The 17476-nt window shown below is 66.0% G+C and carries 18 protein-coding genes; 6 read left to right on the top strand and 12 right to left on the bottom strand.

Annotated features, from left to right (window positions below; genetic code table 11):
* Positions 1-64: 64 nt before the first annotated feature.
* From ACQY4S_RS17925 to leuS, 4 genes are all read right to left on the bottom strand, one after another.
* Complete coding sequence (locus ACQY4S_RS17925) at positions 65-448, bottom strand: hypothetical protein (protein ID WP_428486590.1); 384 nt, start codon at positions 446-448, stop codon at positions 65-67.
* A gap of 128 nt (positions 449-576) precedes the next feature.
* Positions 577-1602 carry a DNA polymerase III subunit delta gene (gene holA / locus ACQY4S_RS17930; RefSeq protein WP_428486591.1) on the bottom strand — a complete coding sequence of 342 codons (1026 nt, stop codon included), beginning with the start codon at positions 1600-1602 and terminating at the stop codon, positions 577-579.
* A gap of 6 nt (positions 1603-1608) precedes the next feature.
* Positions 1609-2139 (bottom strand): LPS assembly lipoprotein LptE, encoded by a 531-nt coding sequence (gene lptE / locus ACQY4S_RS17935; protein ID WP_428486592.1) that lies wholly within the window; start codon positions 2137-2139, stop codon positions 1609-1611.
* Positions 2136-4748: a leucine--tRNA ligase gene (gene leuS / locus ACQY4S_RS17940; RefSeq protein WP_428486593.1), complete on the bottom strand. Its 2613-nt coding sequence runs from the start codon at positions 4746-4748 to the stop codon at positions 2136-2138. Before leuS ends, lptE begins: the two co-directional genes overlap by 4 nt.
* 246 nt (positions 4749-4994) lie before the next feature.
* Here leuS and ACQY4S_RS17945 point away from each other — a divergent pair, with 246 nt between their 5' ends.
* Positions 4995-5399, top strand: coding sequence for a hypothetical protein (locus tag ACQY4S_RS17945; RefSeq protein WP_428486594.1), 405 nt, complete (start codon positions 4995-4997; stop codon positions 5397-5399).
* A 64-nt stretch (positions 5400-5463) separates the two neighbouring features.
* Here the strand turns inward: ACQY4S_RS17945 and ACQY4S_RS17950 are convergent, their stop codons facing one another.
* A complete protein-coding gene (locus ACQY4S_RS17950; protein ID WP_428486595.1) occupies positions 5464-5871 on the bottom strand; it encodes a MarR family winged helix-turn-helix transcriptional regulator in 408 nt (135 codons plus the stop codon).
* Between the two features lie 63 nt (positions 5872-5934).
* Here ACQY4S_RS17950 and ACQY4S_RS17955 point away from each other — a divergent pair, with 63 nt between their 5' ends.
* Both ACQY4S_RS17955 and hpnR read left to right on the top strand, forming a co-directional pair.
* On the top strand, positions 5935-7830 hold the full coding sequence (locus ACQY4S_RS17955) for a chloride channel protein (protein ID WP_428486596.1): 1896 nt from the start codon (positions 5935-5937) through the stop codon (positions 7828-7830).
* On the top strand, positions 7827-9368 hold the full coding sequence (hpnR, locus tag ACQY4S_RS17960; protein ID WP_428486597.1) for a hopanoid C-3 methylase HpnR: 1542 nt from the start codon (positions 7827-7829) through the stop codon (positions 9366-9368). Before ACQY4S_RS17955 ends, hpnR begins: the two co-directional genes overlap by 4 nt.
* Positions 9369-9537: 169 nt before the next feature.
* On the opposite strand, the gene ACQY4S_RS17965 is transcribed toward hpnR, so the two are convergent.
* The 3 genes from ACQY4S_RS17965 to ACQY4S_RS17975 form a co-directional block, all read right to left on the bottom strand.
* A complete protein-coding gene (locus ACQY4S_RS17965) occupies positions 9538-9918 on the bottom strand; it encodes a DUF29 family protein (protein WP_428486598.1) in 381 nt (126 codons plus the stop codon).
* 157 nt (positions 9919-10075) lie between these two features.
* Positions 10076-11455 (bottom strand): alkaline phosphatase family protein, encoded by a 1380-nt coding sequence (locus ACQY4S_RS17970; protein ID WP_428486599.1) that lies wholly within the window; start codon positions 11453-11455, stop codon positions 10076-10078.
* A gap of 111 nt (positions 11456-11566) precedes the next feature.
* Positions 11567-12115 carry a carboxymuconolactone decarboxylase family protein gene (locus tag ACQY4S_RS17975; RefSeq protein WP_428486600.1) on the bottom strand — a complete coding sequence of 183 codons (549 nt, stop codon included), beginning with the start codon at positions 12113-12115 and terminating at the stop codon, positions 11567-11569.
* 56 nt (positions 12116-12171) lie between these two features.
* Here ACQY4S_RS17975 and ACQY4S_RS17980 point away from each other — a divergent pair, with 56 nt between their 5' ends.
* Positions 12172-12663 carry a L,D-transpeptidase family protein gene (locus ACQY4S_RS17980; RefSeq protein ID WP_428486601.1) on the top strand — a complete coding sequence of 164 codons (492 nt, stop codon included), beginning with the start codon at positions 12172-12174 and terminating at the stop codon, positions 12661-12663.
* On the opposite strand, the gene ACQY4S_RS17985 is transcribed toward ACQY4S_RS17980, so the two are convergent.
* A complete protein-coding gene (locus tag ACQY4S_RS17985) occupies positions 12653-13678 on the bottom strand; it encodes a Gfo/Idh/MocA family protein (protein WP_428486602.1) in 1026 nt (341 codons plus the stop codon). The genes ACQY4S_RS17980 and ACQY4S_RS17985 overlap by 11 nt on opposite strands.
* 107 nt (positions 13679-13785) lie before the next feature.
* Here ACQY4S_RS17985 and ACQY4S_RS17990 point away from each other — a divergent pair, with 107 nt between their 5' ends.
* Positions 13786-14532 carry an SDR family oxidoreductase gene (locus tag ACQY4S_RS17990; RefSeq protein ID WP_428486603.1) on the top strand — a complete coding sequence of 249 codons (747 nt, stop codon included), beginning with the start codon at positions 13786-13788 and terminating at the stop codon, positions 14530-14532.
* Positions 14533-14606: 74 nt separating this feature from the next.
* Positions 14607-14816 (top strand): hypothetical protein, encoded by a 210-nt coding sequence (locus ACQY4S_RS17995; protein WP_428486604.1) that lies wholly within the window; start codon positions 14607-14609, stop codon positions 14814-14816.
* 3 nt (positions 14817-14819) lie between these two features.
* On the opposite strand, the gene ACQY4S_RS18000 is transcribed toward ACQY4S_RS17995, so the two are convergent.
* Genes ACQY4S_RS18000 through ACQY4S_RS18010 form a run of 3 tightly spaced genes read right to left on the bottom strand, consistent with a single transcriptional unit; the run spans position 14820 to position 17396 of the window.
* The gene (locus ACQY4S_RS18000) at positions 14820-15902 is read right to left on the bottom strand and encodes a zinc-binding dehydrogenase (RefSeq protein ID WP_428486605.1); all 1083 of its coding nucleotides are present in this window, start codon (positions 15900-15902) and stop codon (positions 14820-14822) included.
* 16 nt (positions 15903-15918) lie between these two features.
* Positions 15919-16716: a S49 family peptidase gene (locus ACQY4S_RS18005; RefSeq protein ID WP_428486606.1), complete on the bottom strand. Its 798-nt coding sequence runs from the start codon at positions 16714-16716 to the stop codon at positions 15919-15921.
* Positions 16713-17396 carry a GNAT family N-acetyltransferase gene (locus tag ACQY4S_RS18010; protein WP_428486607.1) on the bottom strand — a complete coding sequence of 228 codons (684 nt, stop codon included), beginning with the start codon at positions 17394-17396 and terminating at the stop codon, positions 16713-16715. Before ACQY4S_RS18010 ends, ACQY4S_RS18005 begins: the two co-directional genes overlap by 4 nt.
* Between the last annotated feature and the right edge of the window lie 80 nt (positions 17397-17476).

Below are 17476 nucleotides of genomic sequence, written 5' to 3' on the forward strand. Positions count from 1 at the left end.
CTCACGGATCGATCTTGGGGACGGACGCGCGGTCCATCCTTTGGTCCATAATCGATCCTGATCTTTAATGCATGGCCAAAGGCGAATCAGCTTGGCAGGCCGTGAAGGTTAGGCGGACCTGTATGGCCGCGACCGTTTCAGTGAGGGCGGAATAGATACCAACCTCATGCATTTCGTCCCAGTGCAGTTGATCAAGCCTGAAACCAAAATTTTCCCGGCTAATCACGAAGCTGGGACCCTTAGCGTCATCGCCGTCTTCCGGCAGCAGGATTAGAGTTGCCTCATCCGAACAAAAGCCGTGTAGATCGACCGTCCATTCCGGCGCAACATCGAGCAGGGCATTGCGCATAATGTCTAGTTCGGCCGATCCCAACGGAGACGGCGGCACGACAATGACCGGATTATGCGGATTAGGGCGCGCCCGGAGGCTTGACCGCTTGACCGACATTTCAATCTCCAGGGCCTATAGTGGCGCCGCAGTGCGCAAACAGCCAATAACAATGTTGTTGCACACAGGCCCGCGAAAAGAAAGTCTCTTTTCGCTCGATCCGTCCATAACGTGATACGCCCTGTTGATTAATCCGCTTTCCGACGAACCCTCAGCGCGGATCGTCGCGCCAGCGTCAAGACAGCGCCACGGCAAAGGAGACGGTCCGGCCATCCCGTCCGCTTGCAGCCCCGTTCGGCCTCGGTCATTGCCCCAAGCGCGGCATTCAGCGCCGCTGCCGACCACAGCCCCAGCGCCCGGTTGAACGCGGCGACCTTCTGATAGAACACCGGCGGCCGCAGCGCCTTGGCGGCATCCGCCGGGGACAGACCAAATTGCTCCATCGCCAGTCTGGCGCGATGCAGACGCTGCAGGTGAGCCATCGCGGCACGCAGCACCTGCACCGGCGCGGCCCCCTCCGCCATCGCCAGTTCCAACGCGCGGTCGGCGGTGGACACATCGCCAGTGGTGGCGGCGAACAGCGCATCGTCCAGCGACAGGCCAGCCAGATCGCCAACACAGGTTCGCGCGGCATCGATGTCCACGCGGTTCCCCGGACCGACATACAGCGCCAGCTTCTCCACCTCCGCCCGGGTGGAGGCGCGGTCGGCGCCAAGCTGGCGTGACAGCCAGGACAGCGCGTCAGGATCGATCGCAACCCCGGCGGCCTGCAATGTTCCCCTGATCGTCTCCTCCAGCGCCCGCCCCTCCTCCGGATAGCAGGCGATGGCGGTGCCGTCCGCCGCGGCCTCCAGCAAGGTTCGCAGCCTGGAGCGGCTTGGCAGGCTGCTGCCCTCCAGCACCACCAGCGCCGGCGCCGAACCTTTCAGCACCGCCTGCACGGCATCGGCGGCGGCGTCGGTCACGTCGCGCACGCGCACCACGCGGCGGCCGCCCATCAGCGACAGCGACGCCGCCTCGTTCGCCAGGTCGCGCATCTGGTCGCGCGCCAGTTCGGCCACCAGAAACGGATCATCCAGCGAACCGGCGACGCCGCGAACCAGCGCCTCCGCCCGGTCGCGGATCATGCCGGCGTCGTCGCCGAACAGCAGCACCACGCGGACCGAGCCGGGATTGCGCAGAAAGCCCGGGACCTGAGCGGGAGACAGCTTCACCGCGCCTCAGCCGGTCCGGGCCGCCCGCCGGCGGAACCATATTGCAAGCTGGACGGTGATCTGCTGGGCAAGCGCCTCGGCCAGCCGCGTCTGCACGGCCTCGGTCTCCAGGTCGGCGGCGAAGTACTGCTCGTTGAAGACGTTCACCGCGTCCAGCGCGCGGGCGTTGCCGGAGGTCAGGACGCTCTGCGCTGTATCGTGCGCGAGCAGGGTCCAGTTCGCGATGCCGGTCAGCCGGACGCGGGTGGCGATGTCGTTGGTGGTGATCCCGATGCCTTCGCCGGCGACGGTGAAACCGACCTGAAGATCGTATTGCGCCGGGGTGCCGGCGTCGTCGCCAAAGCGCTCCTGCAGCGCCTGCCGCAGCACCTGTCCGGGCCGGTCTGGAATGATCCGCACGAAGACCGCGGCCAGTTCCCGCTGTGCCACGCCGGCCTTGCCGGACGCCGTCGGCATGTACACCGGCTGGAACCCGCAGCCCGCCACGGACGCGGTCAGGCCGAGACCGAACCAGCGCCGGCTGACCGGGTGCTTCATCCCGCGACCACGAAGTTGATGATCCGGTTGGGGACGTAGACCTCCTTCACGACTTGCTTGCCCGCCAGCGCCTTGGCCACATTGACCTCGGCTTTGGCGACCGCGACGTTCGCGTCCCTTGGCGCGTCCGGAGCCACCTCAATCGTGCCGCGCAGCTTACCCATTACCTGCACGGCGATGGTGACACTGTCCGCCGCCAGCAGCGCGGGATCGGCTTGCGGCCAGTTCAGTTCAGCGACCAGATGGCCGTTGTCGGGGAACAGGCGCGCATAGATCTCCTCGGCCAGATGCGGCATCATCGGGCTGCCCAGGCGCGCCAGGATCTCCACCGCCTCGCGGCGCGCCCAGGCCAGGCCGGCCTCCGGTGCCGAGCGTTCGGCATCGGTGATGGCGTTGGCCAGTTCATAGATCCGTGCGACGGCGAGGTTGAAGGCGAAGCTGTCCAGCGCTTCCGTCACCGCGGCGATGCAGCGGTGGGTGGCCTGGCGCAGGGCGCGGCCGGCGGGACCGAAGCTGTCGGGCATCATCTCGGCGCGGACGCCGTCGAGCGTCTCGGCTAGACGGAAGACTCGCTGGGTGAAGCGGAAGGCGCCGGCGGCGCCGGCCTCGGTCCACTCCATGTCGCGTTCGGGGGGATTGTCCGACAGGATGAACCAGCGCGCCGTATCGGCGCCGTAGCGGGCGATGATGGCGCCGGGGTCGATGGTGTTGCGCCTGGACTTGCTCATCGCCTCGACGCGGCCGACGGTGACCGGCTCGCCAGTCTGGCGATGGATGGCGGTGCCGTCCGGCCGCTTTTCGACCTCTTCCGGATACAGCCAGGTGTGATCGATGGCGCGGTAGGATTCGTGGTTGACCATGCCCTGGGTGAACAGGCCGGCGAACGGCTCCGACACGCCGATGTGGCCGGTGTCGCGCATCGCGCGGGTGAAGAAGCGGGAGTACAGCAGGTGCAGGATGGCGTGCTCGATGCCGCCGATATACTGGTCCACCGGCATCCAGTGATCGACGGCTTCTCGTACCAGGGGAACATTCGCGGTCGGGCAGCAATAGCGGGCGAAGTACCAGGAACTGTCGACGAAGGTGTCGAAGGTATCGGTTTCGCGGCAGGCGGGCGCATCGCAGACCGGGCAGGCGACATGCTTCCAGGTGGGGTGGTGGTCGAGCGGGTTGCCGGGCCGGTCGAACGTCACGTCATCCGGCAGCGTGACCGGGAGCTGCTCGTCTGGCACAGGCACGACGCCGCACGTCAAACAGTGGATGACCGGGATCGGGCAGCCCCAGTAGCGCTGCCGCGATACCCCCCAGTCGCGCAGCCGCCAGTTGGTGACCCTCTGGCCGACGTTCTGCTTTTCCAGCGCCTCGATCGCCGCGCGCTTGGCGGCATCGACCTCCAGCCCATCCAGGAAGCCGGAGTTGAAGGTCGTGCCGGGGCCGACATAGGCCTGGTTGCCGATGGCGAAGCTTGCCGGATCGGCGGCGGGCGGCAGCACCACGGGGGTGACGGTCAGCGCGTACTTCCGGGCGAAGTCGAGATCGCGCTGGTCGTGCGCGGGACAGCCGAAGATCGCGCCGGTGCCGTATTCCATCAGCACGAAATTGGCGATCCAGACCGAATAGGTGGCGCCTGGGATGAACGGGTGCTCGACCCGCAGGCCAGTGTCGAAGCCAAGCTTTTCACCGGTTTCAATCGTGGCCTCGGAGGTGCCTCGGCTGCGGCAGTCGGCGACGAAGGCGGCGGCGGCGGGACTTTCGGCGGCGACCGCGGCGGCCAGCTTGTGTTCGGGGGCGATGGCCAGGAAGGACATGCCGAACAGGGTGTCGGGGCGGGTGGTGTAGACCTCGATCGTGTCCTTGCTGTTGGCCAGCCTGAAGCCCAGCCTCGCGCCCTCGCTGCGGCCGATCCAGTTGGCCTGCATCAGGCGGACGCGCTCCGGCCAGCGCTCCAGGCCGTCCAGCGCGTCCAGCAGGTCCTGCGCGTATTTGGTGATGCTCAGGAACCACTGACTGAGCTGCTTCTTTTCCACCGGCGCGCCAGAGCGCCAGCCGCGGCCGTCGATCACCTGCTCATTGGCCAGGACGGTGCCGTCCACCGGGTCCCAGTTGACCCAGCTTTCGCGGCGCTCCACCAGGCCAGCCTTCAGGAAGTCGAGGAACAGCTTCTGCTGGTGACGGTAGTACTCCGGCTGGCAGGTGGCGAATTCGCGCTCCCATTCCAGCGACAGGCCCATGCGCTGCAGTTCGGCCCGCATCGTGGCAATGTTCTCGAAGGTCCACCGGGCGGGGTGGACGCCACGTTCCCGCGCGGCGTTCTCGGCGGGCAGGCCAAACGCGTCCCAGCCCATCGGGTGCATGACGGAATGGCCGCGGGCACGCTTGTAGCGGGCGACGACGTCGCCCAGGGTGTAGTTGCGGACGTGCCCCATGTGGATCTTGCCGCTGGGGTAGGGAAACATCTCCAGCACGTAGTATTTGGGTTTTCCGTCCGTCGGCACATCGGCCACGCGGAAGCAGCCGCGCTCCGCCCAGGCGGCCTGCCATCTGGGTTCGGCGGCGGCGAAATCGTAGCGCGGGCCGGCTCCCGGGACGGATAATGTCGTGTCGTTCATGGACGGGATGTATCGTTCGCGGCGCGGTGGGTTGCAAGTCTGATTGACTGTCCCGCATGCAGGTGTGTGGCCAGGCCATCATGCGGCAGTGTGTTGCCGCTCACAACGAAGTGTCTCCAATCCGCGACCATGGCGAGACAGCAGCCTATCGATGCAGCGATACGTGCGTTGAAATCGCGCGGTTCAGCCACGGAGACAGTCATGACGTCGCAGCGCCCTCGGCCCCTTGGAAACAGCAGATGGGCCGTGCCATCCCTGCTGCTGACGTCGGTTCTTGCGCTGACAGCCTGCGCGACGCCGCAGGAACGGGTTTCGCAGAGAGAGGACAGCCTGGCCGCCGCGGGCTTCATCGTGCGCCCGGCCAATACGCCGGAGCGCCAGGACATGTTGAACCGCCTGCCGCCGCACCGCTTCCTGCAACGCCCGCATGGCGACACGGTGAACTACGTCTATGCGGACCCGCTGGTCTGCGACTGCCTCTATGTCGGCTCGCAGACGGCTTTCAATCGCTATCAGCAGTACGTCCAGCAGAAGAGACTGGCCGACCAGCAGGAAACCACCGCGCAGTTGTATTCCGACGGGGCGTGGAACTGGGGAGGCTGGGGTCCTTGGGGGCCGGGCTACGAATTCGGACCGGGTCCCGGCTGGTAGGTCCGGCTCGCCTCACCCTGCCTTCACCCGGTCGATCAACCGCGACATCATCAGGCCGGCAGGATCAGAACCGTCGCAGCAGCGCCAGCAGATTAGGCCGGATCGCCCGCAATTCGCCTAGATGGGCAGCCGAAAGCGCGGCGAGCACCGTCTCGGCCTTCGCTGTCAGCACGACCAGGCTGCGCCGGCCGTCCGAGGGGTCGGCCTGGCGCCGAACCAGGCCGGCCTCCACCAGCCGATCCACCAGCTCGACCGCGGTATTGTGCTGAATGAGCAGATCGTTGGCGATCTGGCTGATTGGCAGCCCGTTCGCCGGGGCCGTACCTCTGATCGCGAGCAGCGCCTGATGCTGCCGTGGGCTTAGGCCGGACGCCTTGGCTTGCGTCTCGCTGAAGGCGACGAACCGCCGCAACGCCTGTCGGAACGCCGCCAGCGATTCGTAGTCCCGGTCGCGGATCACATCATCCGGCATATCTCACCTTTCCCGGCAGCGGCTCATCGTATATGTCGTATTGCGATATAAATGGAGCCGACGATGAAACCTGCTGGTCCAGTGGCCATCCCGCCGTTGGGTGACTTCACCCTGGATGCGCGCGTGCTCCTGCTGGCCGCGATGGCGGTGGTAGTCGGCGCCGGCGGCGTCGCCTCGGCCTGGGTGCTGCTGCGCCTGATCACGTTCTGCACCAATGTCGCCTATTTTCATGATCTGTCCGTCGCCCCGCACGACCTTGCGGATGCCACACTCGGGCCTGCCTCGATCCTGATCCCGGTGGCTGGCGCGGTCATCATCGGACTGATGGCGCGCTACGGCTCGGAGAAGATCCGTGGCCATGGCATTCCAGAGGCGCTGGAAGCCATCCTGATCGGCCGCAGCCGCATTGGGCTGAAGGTGGCGGTGCTGAAGCCGCTGTCCTCGGCGATCTCGATTGGCACCGGCGGCCCATTCGGCGCGGAAGGCCCGATCATCATGACCGGCGGCGCCATCGGCTCGCTGTTCGCTCAGCTCTTCCACATGACGGCGGCGGAGCGCAAGGTGCTGCTGGTCGCCGGCGCCGCGGCGGGCATGACCGCCGTCTTCGGCACGCCGATCGCGGCGGTGCTGCTGGCGGTCGAGTTGCTGCTGTTCGAATGGAAGCCGCGCAGCTTCATCCCGGTGGTGGTGGCCTGCGTCACCGCCTCGATCCTGCGGGTCGGTATCCTGCCGGCGGTTCCGCTATTTCCCCATGCCGGCACCACCCCGCTGCTGCCGGCATACGTCGCGGCCTGGCTCGCGATCGGCATTGTGTGCGGCCTGGGCTCCGGCGTCCTGACGGCGATGGTGTACGGCGCCGAGGATGCGTTCGGCCATCTGAAGCTGCACTGGATGTGGTGGCCGGCGATCGGCGGCATCATTGTCGGTCTGGGCGGCCTGATCGAACCGGCCGCACTTGGGGTCGGCTATGTCAACATCGCGCATCTGCTGGATGGCCACCTGCTGCTGGGCGGCGTGCTGCTGCTGCTTGTGGTCAAGTCCGTGATCTGGGCGGTGGCGCTTGGATCGGGCACCTCGGGCGGCGTTCTGGCGCCGCTGCTGATCATGGGCGGCGCACTGGGCGTACTGGTCGGGCACATCCTGCCTGACGCCGGCCCTGGCTTCTGGGCGCTGCTCGGCATGGCGGCGATGATGGGCGGGACGATGCGCGCGCCGCTGACCGCCTCGCTGTTCGCGGTGGAACTGACCGGAGACTTCACCGCCATCCTGCCGCTGTTCGCTGCCTGCGCGACAAGCTACGCGATCACCGCCCTGCTGCTGAAGCGCTCCATCCTGACCGAGAAGATCGCTCGCCACGGCCATCATATCGTCCGCGAGTACCACGCCGATCCGTTTGCCTTGACGGCGGTGCGGGAGGTGATGGCGACACCGGTCGATACACTGCCAGCCGCCATGCCGGTCGCCGCGGTGGTGACCTTCTTCACCAAGGCCGAACCGCGCCACAAATCCTATCCGGTGGTCAACCCCGACCAACATGTTATCGGCATGGTGTCGCGCGCCGACATCCTGCACTGGGTGCGCAAGCCGCCCGGCGGCACCTTGGGCGAGGTGGTCGGCGACCCGAACCTGCTCGTCGCCTACCCGGACGAACCGGTCGGCGACATCGCCGACCGGATGGTGTCGGCCGAGGCCGGTCGCGTGCCGGTCATCGACCGCGACACGCGCCGGCTGGTTGGGCTGCTGGCGCGCAAAGACCTGCTGCGCGTGCGCCAGCGCGTCGCGTTGGAGGAGCAGCAGCGGGAAGCGTTCTGGCGTCCCCGGCTGGCCGGGAGCCCCAGTCTTCACGATCACCAGTCTTCACGATCACACGACGCAGCGGGCGCCGACGCCGACTGGCGCGTTAGATCGTCGTCGGGCTGCTTCCGGCCTGGGCGAAACACCGATCGGAACTCCGCATGAGGCTGCTGGCCGTCCACCCGAGCGGGCTGATGTACACCCGCGTCTTCCTGACCCTGGAGCCGCTCGGCCTTGAGCTGGTCGCCGGCGCGGCGCGCGCCGCCGGACATGACGTGCGCATCGTCGACCTGCAGGTGGAGGATCCGAAGCGGCTGTGGCGTCTGATCGACCAATGGCGGCCGGATACGGTGTGCCTGGCCGCCAATTATCTGGCCAACGTGCCCGAGATCATCGATACCGCGAAGGCGATCAAGGCGCGGCTGCCAGGCTGCTTCGTGTTCGCCGGCGGCCACAGCGCCAGCTTCGTCGCCGCCGATCTGCTGGCGCACGGTGCCGGCGCGATCGACTGCGTCATCAAGGGCGAAGGCGAGGTCTCGGTGCCGCTGCTGTTGCGCGCGGTGCAGGACAACGCGGACCTGACCGGCGTGCCCGGCGCGGTGTGCGCGGCCGGCGAGGGGCCGCCGCCGCGGTTCGTCGAAAGCCTTGATACCATCCGCCCAGCGCGCGACCTGCTGACGCGGCGGAAGCGCTACTTCATCGGCACCCTCGACCCCTGCGCCTCCATCGAGTTCGCCCGCGGCTGCCCGTGGGACTGCACGTTCTGCAGCGCCTGGACCTTCTACGGCCGCACCTATCGTGTCGCGTCGCCCGAGGTGATCGCCGACGAGCTTGCCAGTATCCGCGAGCCTGGCGTGTTCATCGTCGATGATGTCGCCTTCGTGCACGCCCGCCACGGCTTCGAGATCGGCGAGGCGATCAAGCGCCGCGGCATCCGCAAGGAGTATTACCTCGAGACCCGCGGCGACGTCCTGCTGCGCAACATGGACGTCTTCCGGTTCTGGCGCGACCTGGGCCTGAAGATCATGTTCATCGGGTTGGAGGCGATCGACGAGGAAGGCTTGCAACGATTCCGCAAGCGGATCGACCTGGATCGCAACATGGAGGCGCTGGAGGCGGCCCGTTCGCTCGGCATCGACGTTGCCATCAACCTGATCGCCGACCCGTCGTGGGACCGCGAACGGTTCGAGACGATACGGCGGTGGTGCCTGGAGATCCCGGAGGTGGTGAACATCAGCGTCACCACTCCATATCCGGGCACCGAGATCTGGCAGACCGAGCAGCGCAGGCTGACCACGCGCGACTACCGGCTGTTCGACATCCAGCACGCCGTGTTGCCGACCAAACTGCCCTTGCCGGAGTTCTATGCCGAACTGGTGAAGACCCAGCAGGTGCTGAACAACAAGCACCTGGGCGTTGCGGCGATACGCAAGTCCTTCGGGATCGCCAGCAAGCTGCTGCTGCGTGGCCAGACCAATTTCCTGCGCATGATGTGGAAGTTCAACTCGGTGTTCGATCCAGCGTTGCAGATGGCCGATCATGCTCGCCCGGTGCGGTACGAGTTGCCGCTGCGCCCGGAGTTCGCGGCGGTGGCCGACAAGCGCGCGCTATACGTGCACAAGCCGGCGGGACGGCGCGGGCGCACCCTGGACGATGCGACGGAGCAGTTCGTTGATGCCAGCCGTTCCGGTGCTGGTTCGTGATCAAGAGAAAGTCGCCCAAGCGGAGCAACCCCATGCCGAACAATGGTTCAAATGACCCGGCTTAGAGCGGACCGCCGTGCGATGGCATCGCCACGGACAGCAAGCCCAGCAGAATGGTCCAGTTCTCGCCGAGAAGCTGATCGAGCGAAAACGGATTCACGATGGGCAGTCAGATGGGTATCGCACCGTCGGGTTGAGTTGCCTGCACCTGCTCGACCGCATCGGCATATAGCGTTTCGATATCAAGTTTCTGCCGCATGGACGCAGTGAACCGACGTTTTGCATTGTTTTGGAAGGCGACGACTTCCCCACGCCAGTGGCCGGCTGATGGGCTGTCGGGCCAGGCGTGAAAATGCAAAAGATGGACCAAGACGAGACTTAGATGGCTTTCGACCGAGTGCAGTTCGGACAGCCCCACGTCCTCTATCGCCTCGGCGAGATGCGTCCAGTCCACGTCATTCGCCCGCTCCCCTCGCCCCAGGCGGCGAAGCAGGTCAGCCTGGTGGTGCGACCAGGCCAGGATGTCACGCTCGTAGAGATCATCCGGCATGTGGAGGATCATACGGCAAACCGGCTTTCTGTGAATACGGTTCAACGGGAGTTGGCGCTCTCGGTCTATCATCCGTGACCATTGCTTTAGGCAACCGTTTTGGCGCCATCGCCAGCCTTTGCACGCATGGGCTGGCTGAATTTCGCTTGGCCAAAATTCATTTCAAATGCAACAATCTTGATACCGCGCCGATCACGCCTGACGCACGCGTCCGCTCCTCGATGAACGCCCCTGCCCTGTCAGTGGCAAGTCGAGCTTGGCTCATGCTGTCAGCCAGGGCTTCGTGGGCGCGGGCCATCAAGGCACTGCGGTTGCCGGCGTGGTCGATAGCACTTTCCAGATGATGGCTTAGTCCGAACAACGACGTCTTGAACCCGGCAAGACCCGGCAGGGTGCGCGCCGGCTGAATGTCCGGCGCAACCGGCGCTTCCGGCAGATCAGCGCGCGGTGACTGGCGCCAGTGCAGTTCAGCCAGCGGGTCGTTCGCCTGCTTCGCGCGACGGCCAAGTGGCGTGACGCCGGGCCACTTTTCGGCGGCCATGCGAAGCAGGCTGGTGTGGTCATGAACCGCCTTCACGACGCCAGGGTCCAGCCAGGGTGAAACGAAGATGGCGGGCACACGAAACCCTAACCGGTCAAAGCCAAAGTGTTCGGTGTGATCGTCGGGCGCGATGGTCGCCGGCGGCGGCACATGATCGAAGAAGCCGCCGTGCTCATCATACAGCACGATCAGCAGCGTCTTTTCGAACAGCGCCTGGTTGCCGCGCAGCGCATTGTAGACCTGGGCGATCAGCGCGTCGCCGCGCATCACGTCGTGCGGCGGGTGCTGGTCATTCTGGTAGGGACCGAAATAGGTAGGTTCGATGAACGTGTAGGCGGGCAGCGTCCCGGCCGCTATGTCCGCATTCCAGTGCTTGAACGCGCGGTAGTTGCCCAGGTGGTGGTATTGATGCGTCAGCACCAGCGATTGCGGAACATCGCCAAAGTAGATGCGCCAGGACACGTCGGCATCGGTCAGTTCGTCATACAACGTTCTTTCATTGTACAGATGAAGATCAGAACTGAACAGGCTGCCCGGTTCTGCGACCGAGCCGAGCGAGGTGCCGGTGTGGGCAAACAGCCGGTTCATCCAGGTTGGTCCGGGCAACGAGGCGAACCAATGGTCGAACACCACGAAGTTCTCGGCCAGGCAGTGCAACGCCGGCAGGAAGCCGCGCGGGTAGTAGGCCATGATCTCCCGCCGTTGTTCCGGCGTGCTGTTCGGATGGTTCATGACATAATCGTTGACGAAACCCTGATTGGTGCCGCCGTCGAGCTGCGCCAGGGAGTTGGGCAGGTAATGCAGCGGGTCGCGCTCGACGTTCCGGGTGGTGGTCTCGGCCTGAAGAACCAGGCCGCCATCGATCCGGTCGGGGTTGGAGCGCGGGTGGAGCGGATCGATGCCATCGACGCCTCGGTCTGTCGCGCCCATCCAGCCCAGCATGCGATCGAAGCCGCAGTTCTCCATCATCAGGACGACGATGTGTTCGATCGGCATGGTGGACGAACTCCTGCTTGATGCGCCAGACATGACAGATGCGGCCGCATCGGCGGATCACCAGATCAGGTTTGACATGTTTTCAAAAGGTTGAATGCCGCTGCTGGCCAATTAGGCTGGGAAGGGGAATTTGTGCAAGTACGGCATGTAGTCCGGCTCGACATCGATCTGCAGCGTGGCCAGCACGCGGACGACGGCGTTGTAAAAGCCGATCGTCAGCGTCAGGTCCATCACCTGTTCATTACCTAGGTCGGCTTGCAGCGTCGCGAAGGTCGCCTCGGCCATGGCGCCATCGTCTGTCATCTCCCGGGCCGCTTTCAAGACGGTTCTTGACAGCGGATCAAGCGCCGTGGACATCCCGGCCGTGTCATCGATCAGCCCGCGGATATCCTGGTCCGTGACGCCGAAATCATATCCCAGCTTGACGTGGTGCGACCATTCATAAGGCGACCGGGCAAGCCACCCGACCTGCAGGATCGCCAGTTCGCGCAGCCGGGGATCCAGCTTGCTGCCATAGCGGATATAGCCGCCCAGGCCGGAGAACGCGCGCGCCGCCTTCGGCGAATTTACCAGGGCCTTGAACAGCGAGATGGGACGCCTGAGCAGATCCTGATCCTCGGATGCGAGATCGGACTGTTCGAGGTACGGAACGCGGGCCATTAGTTTCCTCCGGTGACTGGTTTGCAGGTAAGATCAGTTTGGCTGGAGGCAAATCGATGCGCGCAATTGTAACGCCAGATGGCGTTTTCACCTTTCGCGGCGAAACCGTCCGGGCCGCCCTCGGGTATGGCGGCGTACGGGCGGACAAGCGGGAGGGTGATGGGGCCACGCCGCTGGGCGTGCTGCCGCTGCGGCGGGTGCTGTATCGTCCCGACCGGGGTCCGCCGCCGTCCTGCGCCGTGCCGAGAAACCCGGTCACGCGAACCGACGGCTGGTGCGACGATCCGGCGCATCCCGACTACAACCGCCTGGTCCGCCTGCCGATCGGCGCACATGCCGAAGCGCTGTGGCACGACGATGGCACCTACGACATCATCGGCGTCCTCGGCTGGAATGACCGGCCGGTCTATCCGCGCCGTGGTTCGGCGATTTTCCTGCACCTTGCGCGACACGATTACGCACCGACCCAGGGCTGTGTGGCGCTGGCATCGGACGATCTGCGGCGGGTTCTGGCGCTGGGCCTGACCGAGATCGTGGTCAAGGCGTGAACCGCACCGCTGTCGCCTGGCACCGCAGCGCCAGCCGGCAGACGGTGAACACGCGGCCGTTTTCCATCATCCCGCCGGACCGGTCCCGCACGTCATCAAGAAAATCCCGGTAGTAGGTCACCGGCAGGTCGCTGCAATCGCAATAGCGTGTCCGTTGCTGGTTCGCGACGAACATGTGGTTGCCCCCTGCCCTGCCCTCGATATCCAGGTTCTTGCGCAGTTCCAGCGTGCCCTCGGTGCCGACCAGGAACAGCCGCCCATCGCCCCAGTCCGGCAGACCATCAGGGGTGAACCAGTCGAGCCGCATCGTGCCCAGCATGTTGCCTGACACCCCTGCGGCGCGCAGGCTGAATTCCGCAAAGTCCTCGAAGCCCGACGGGGCGATGTCCGCGGCGGTGCCGAAGCAGCCGATTGTCGCGGCGGCAATGCTGGCGTCCGGCGCGTCGGCGAAGGCCAGGAACTGGTCGATCGCGTGCACGCCAATGTCGTTGATGATCCCACCGTAGGCGTCCCGTTCAAAGAACCAGGCCGGCCGCAGCGCGCGGTTCAACCGGTGCGGCGCCAGGCTGGTCAGATGCACCAGCCGGCCAAGCTCCCCGGATCGGACCACACGCAGCGCCGCTTGCACGGACGGTGAGGTCAAGCGCCCGAGGCAGATCGACCAGATGCGTCCGGTCTGCCGGACCGCGGCCTCGACCGCCGCGAGTTGCTCCGCCGTGGTCACGCCGGGCTTGTCCACCATCACGTCCTTGCCGCGGCGCATCGCCTCGATCGCCACGCCGGCCCGGTCGCACGGGCCGGCGCACAGCACGATGAAGTCGATGGACGGGTCGTCCAGCAGACGTTCCCGGTCAACCGCCGGGACCTGCGGGAAGCGCTTGCGGAACCCGTTCAGCACGCGCGGGTCCGTGGTTTCGGGATCATGGCCGACACACGCCGCCCCGGCGGCGATCAGCCCAGCCGTCATATCGTAGACATGGCGGTGGTCCAGCCCGATCGCGGCGAAGCGCAGCATGGTGTTTCCTCCGATTCCAACGTCGCACCATCTTCCCGAGGCGGCAACCACGGTCCAGAATAGGCGCTGTTTCACCTGGGGAGGACCACCTAATGGCAGATCGGCCCATGACAGATCGGATAGCCGTCATCACCGGCGCGGGCAGCGGCATCGGGCGGGCCACCGCCCTGAACCTGCTGGTGGGGGACTGGTCGGTCGTGCTGGTCGGGCGCCGCAAGGATGCGCTGGAGGAAACCGCCGGAATGGCGACCGGCGGCAAGACCCTGGTGGTGCCCACGGATGTCACCGATCCGGAACAGGTGGACGCGCTGTTCGCCAAGGTGAAGTCCAGCTACGGCCGGCTGGACGCGCTGTTCAACAACGCCGGCGGCAACGTGCCGACCACCAACTTCGGCGACTTCACCTTCGAGATGTGGCGCCGCGTCTGCGCGGTGAACCTGGACGCGATGTTCCTGTGCGCCAACGCCGCCTTCCGCATGATGCGGGACCAGACGCCGCAAGGCGGACGGATCATCAACAACGGCTCGATTTCGGCGCACAACCCGCGGCCTGGGTCGGTGGCCTATACCTCGACCAAGCATGCGATCACCGGCCTGACCAAGTCGATCGCGCTGGACGGGCGGCAATACGACATCTGCTGCAGCCAGGTCGATATCGGCAACGCGGCCACGCCGATGACGGCGCGCTCCACCAACGGGCAGATGCAGCCGCACGGCCAGATGGCGGTCGAGCCGCGGATGGAGGCCGACCATGTCGGTCAGCAGGTGGCGTTCATGGCCAACCTGCCGCTGGAATCGAACGTGCAGTTCGTCACCATCATGGCGACCAAGATGCCCTGGATTGGGCGGGGTTGAGGCTTCGCGGCCAGATCACGGCTGCGAATGGAAACCCGCGTTGGCTACTCAGCAAGTGAAAGTGGGAGAACGTTATGGACGGTATCAAGATCCTGGATGAGGCCCTGTGGCCGGAAGTGCCTGAGGACGTCATCGCGGAAGCCAAGCGCGCCGCGAAATCACAGCCATGCTGGATCGCGCGCCAGGGCAACGGGCACATCGTGGCAATGGATGGGCCGGGCGATCCGGAGGTCGCGACGGGCGACGTCCAGTTCATCGCCGAGGTGGGACCGTTCCAAGAATAACCGTCACGCCCAAGGATCAACCATGACCTTGGCATGCCGTTCCGGGTTTGCCAGTTCGGCGAAGGCTTGGTTGACCCCGTCCAAACCGACCGTCCCGGTGACCAGCGGCGTGACATTGACCTTGCCCTCCGCGATATGATGCAGGCTCTCGGCGAACTCCTGTGCCGTGTAGGCCAGCACGAACTGGACGTTCAGTTGCTTGACGATGCCGAAGAACGGCTCGGTCCGGTCGGTTTGCATGCAGACGCCGACCACGACGATGCGGGCGGCGGGGGGCGCGCCCTCCATGATTTGCTGGATCACGCCGGGCACGCCGACGCATTCGAAGATCACCGCCGGTCGCAGCTTCGGTCCTAAGCCGAAAAGCTGGGCGTAGCGGCTGGGGTCGTAGCCCTCGGGCGTCGCGGCCTGCCGCCAGGTCTCGTATGGTGATACCTCCGCCGGATCGATCGCGAGGTCGGCGCCCATCTTCAGCGCCAGCGCCCGCCGGCCGGGGGAGTAATCGGCAGCGATGATGGGATGGACGTCGCGGATGACCAGGCCCGCGATCACCGCCAGACCAACAGGCCCGCAGCCGACCACGAGGGGCACGTCGTCCGGCGTCAAGCGCGCGGTCTGGACAGCGTGCCAGCCGACCGCGATCGGCTCGGTCAGCGCGGCGTGGGTGGCGGACAGGCCGTTCGGCACCGGCAGCAGCATCCTGTCGGCCAGCGGCATGTACTGGGCGAAACCGCCAGCGATGTCGTTGGAATAGCCGATGCCCTGCACGGTTTCACCGGCCAAAGTCATTGGCATGGAACAGACCAGCGTGCCGGGCGGCAGACGGGCCGGTGTTTCCGGACCGTATTCGACGACCTCGGCGCAGAACTCGTGCCCGAACACCACATCCCGGTCGGCGTCCATGGCCCATCGGTTGCCGGCGCGCTTCGCCAGGTTGACGAACTGCTGCCTATGCTTGGCTGCATGCAGATCTGTGCCGCAGATGCCGCAGGCGCGGGTCCGCACCAGCACCTGACCCTCGACCGGCACCGGATCCGGCAGCGTGTCGACGACGATCGAGCCTTTCCGAAGCACAGCGGCGCGCATGATGGTGTCCTTTTGGTTATCGCAGGTTGATCCGCCAGGTGCGATCTTCCAACGCATCGAGCAGGACGTCCACACCCAGCCGCGGCAGGCGGGCCAGCAGCCTTTGCCGCTTTGGCGCGAACCGGCGGGCGCGGGCGCGATCGCCACCGAGCTGCCTGACCAGATCGTCGACCGTTTCGAACCCGTCGATCAGGCCGCGTTCCAGCGCCTGCTCGCCCAGCATGAAGCTGCCGTCGAACAGCGTATCCTGGTCGCCGCGCAGGCGCTGGCCCCGGCGGGTGCGAACCCAATCGGTGAACCTGCCATGCAGCTTTTCCATCAGGTCCTTGACGAAGACCACATCCTCCGGCTTCTCCGGGCTGAACGGGTCCAGCCGGGCCTTGTTGCGGCCAGCGGTGTAAAGCCGGCGCTGGACACCGAGGCGGCCGAGCAGTTCGGGAAAGCCGAAGCCGCCGCCGACGACGCCGATGGAGCCGACGATGCTCATGCGGTTGGCGTGGATCTCGTCCGCCGCGCAGGCCAGCCAGTAGCCGCCGGATGCGCCGACCTCACGGATCACCGCGTGCACGCGCACCCCGGTGCGGTCCGCCTGGGTGCGGATCATGCCGGCGATCAGGTCGGACTGCACCGGCGAGCCACCGGGGCTTTCGATGTCGAGGATCACCGGGCGACGGCCGGCGGCGGCGAAGGCTTTCTCGATCAGCGGGCGGGCCGAATCGGCGCTCAACATGCCCACGCGGGCGGCGATCACGCCATGCAGGACGATCACGCTCAGACGCGGCCGGCGCCAGGGCAGCAGGCTTGTTTCGGTCATGCGAGGCGGCCCCGCAACTCAGCCAGGCCGTGCAGCGCGGTTCCGTCGGGGCCGAAGTTGGCCGGGTTCAGCCAGGCCAGCAGCGCATCGCGGCAACGCGGCCATTCGTCGCCGGCGATGCTGTACCAGTCGGTGTCGCGCAGGCGGCCCTTGGTAACCATGTGCATCCGGTGGCGGCCTTCATAGGTGAAGCCCAACCGCTCGGCGGCACGTCTGGACGGCGCGTTCAGCGCGTTGCACTTCCAGACCAGGCGCCGATAGCCCAGATCGTCGGCCGCCAGCTTCAGCATCAGGAAGATGGCCTCGGTCGCGGCGCGGGTGCGCTGCAGGCGTGGGCTGAACCAGATGTTGCCCAACTCGATCGCCGCGTTCCTGGGCTGGATGTCCGCCAGGGCCAGCCATCCCGCGACAACACCGGTGGTGATCGGCCGGATCGCCCAGAACATTGGTTCATGCACCGCCGCAACGTCCGCCACGTGGCGCGCCATCGCCTCGGCGGAGGCGAACGGGCCAGCGCCGAGGTAGGTCCAGCTTTCGTCCGCGCCTTGCGCGGCTTGCCAAAGTTCCCCGGTATGGCGGCGGTGCAGCGGTTCCAGTGAGACATACTGGCCGCGGATCGGCGTATGGACAGGCAGGGGACGAGGGATCGCATCGACCTCTGGCCCGATCGGCGGGGGCATGTTCAATCCTTGGTTCCGTGGCATTTGGTTCCATGGCATAGCGTGGCCTCAGTGATAGCGATCGACAAGCTGTTACCGTC

The sequence above is a fragment of the Rhodopila sp. genome (genome assembly GCF_965276935.1).
Classification (GTDB): Bacteria; Pseudomonadota; Alphaproteobacteria; order Acetobacterales; family Acetobacteraceae; genus Rhodopila.

What these genes read in the sequence shown, in the direction of transcription:
- lptE (WP_428486592.1), bottom strand. Translation starts at nt 2,139, where the DNA reads ATGAAGCACCCGGTCAGCCGGCGCTGGTTCGGTCTCGGCCTGACCGCG.
- ACQY4S_RS17995 (WP_428486604.1), top strand. Translation starts at nt 14,607, where the DNA reads ATGGACGGTATCAAGATCCTGGATGAGGCCCTGTGGCCGGAAGTGCCT.
- ACQY4S_RS18005 (WP_428486606.1), bottom strand. Translation starts at nt 16,716, where the DNA reads ATGACCGAAACAAGCCTGCTGCCCTGGCGCCGGCCGCGTCTGAGCGTG.
- leuS (WP_428486593.1), bottom strand. Translation starts at nt 4,748, where the DNA reads ATGAACGACACGACATTATCCGTCCCGGGAGCCGGCCCGCGCTACGAT.
- ACQY4S_RS17970 (WP_428486599.1), bottom strand. Translation starts at nt 11,455, where the DNA reads ATGCCGATCGAACACATCGTCGTCCTGATGATGGAGAACTGCGGCTTC.
- ACQY4S_RS17985 (WP_428486602.1), bottom strand. Translation starts at nt 13,678, where the DNA reads ATGCTGCGCTTCGCCGCGATCGGGCTGGACCACCGCCATGTCTACGAT.
- ACQY4S_RS18000 (WP_428486605.1), bottom strand. Translation starts at nt 15,902, where the DNA reads ATGCGCGCCGCTGTGCTTCGGAAAGGCTCGATCGTCGTCGACACGCTG.
- ACQY4S_RS17990 (WP_428486603.1), top strand. Translation starts at nt 13,786, where the DNA reads ATGACAGATCGGATAGCCGTCATCACCGGCGCGGGCAGCGGCATCGGG.
- hpnR (WP_428486597.1), top strand. Translation starts at nt 7,827, where the DNA reads ATGAGGCTGCTGGCCGTCCACCCGAGCGGGCTGATGTACACCCGCGTC.
- ACQY4S_RS18010 (WP_428486607.1), bottom strand. Translation starts at nt 17,396, where the DNA reads ATGCCCCCGCCGATCGGGCCAGAGGTCGATGCGATCCCTCGTCCCCTG.
- ACQY4S_RS17925 (WP_428486590.1), bottom strand. Translation starts at nt 448, where the DNA reads ATGTCGGTCAAGCGGTCAAGCCTCCGGGCGCGCCCTAATCCGCATAAT.
- ACQY4S_RS17955 (WP_428486596.1), top strand. Translation starts at nt 5,935, where the DNA reads ATGAAACCTGCTGGTCCAGTGGCCATCCCGCCGTTGGGTGACTTCACC.
- ACQY4S_RS17950 (WP_428486595.1), bottom strand. Translation starts at nt 5,871, where the DNA reads ATGCCGGATGATGTGATCCGCGACCGGGACTACGAATCGCTGGCGGCG.
- ACQY4S_RS17965 (WP_428486598.1), bottom strand. Translation starts at nt 9,918, where the DNA reads ATGCCGGATGATCTCTACGAGCGTGACATCCTGGCCTGGTCGCACCAC.
- ACQY4S_RS17975 (WP_428486600.1), bottom strand. Translation starts at nt 12,115, where the DNA reads ATGGCCCGCGTTCCGTACCTCGAACAGTCCGATCTCGCATCCGAGGAT.
- ACQY4S_RS17980 (WP_428486601.1), top strand. Translation starts at nt 12,172, where the DNA reads ATGCGCGCAATTGTAACGCCAGATGGCGTTTTCACCTTTCGCGGCGAA.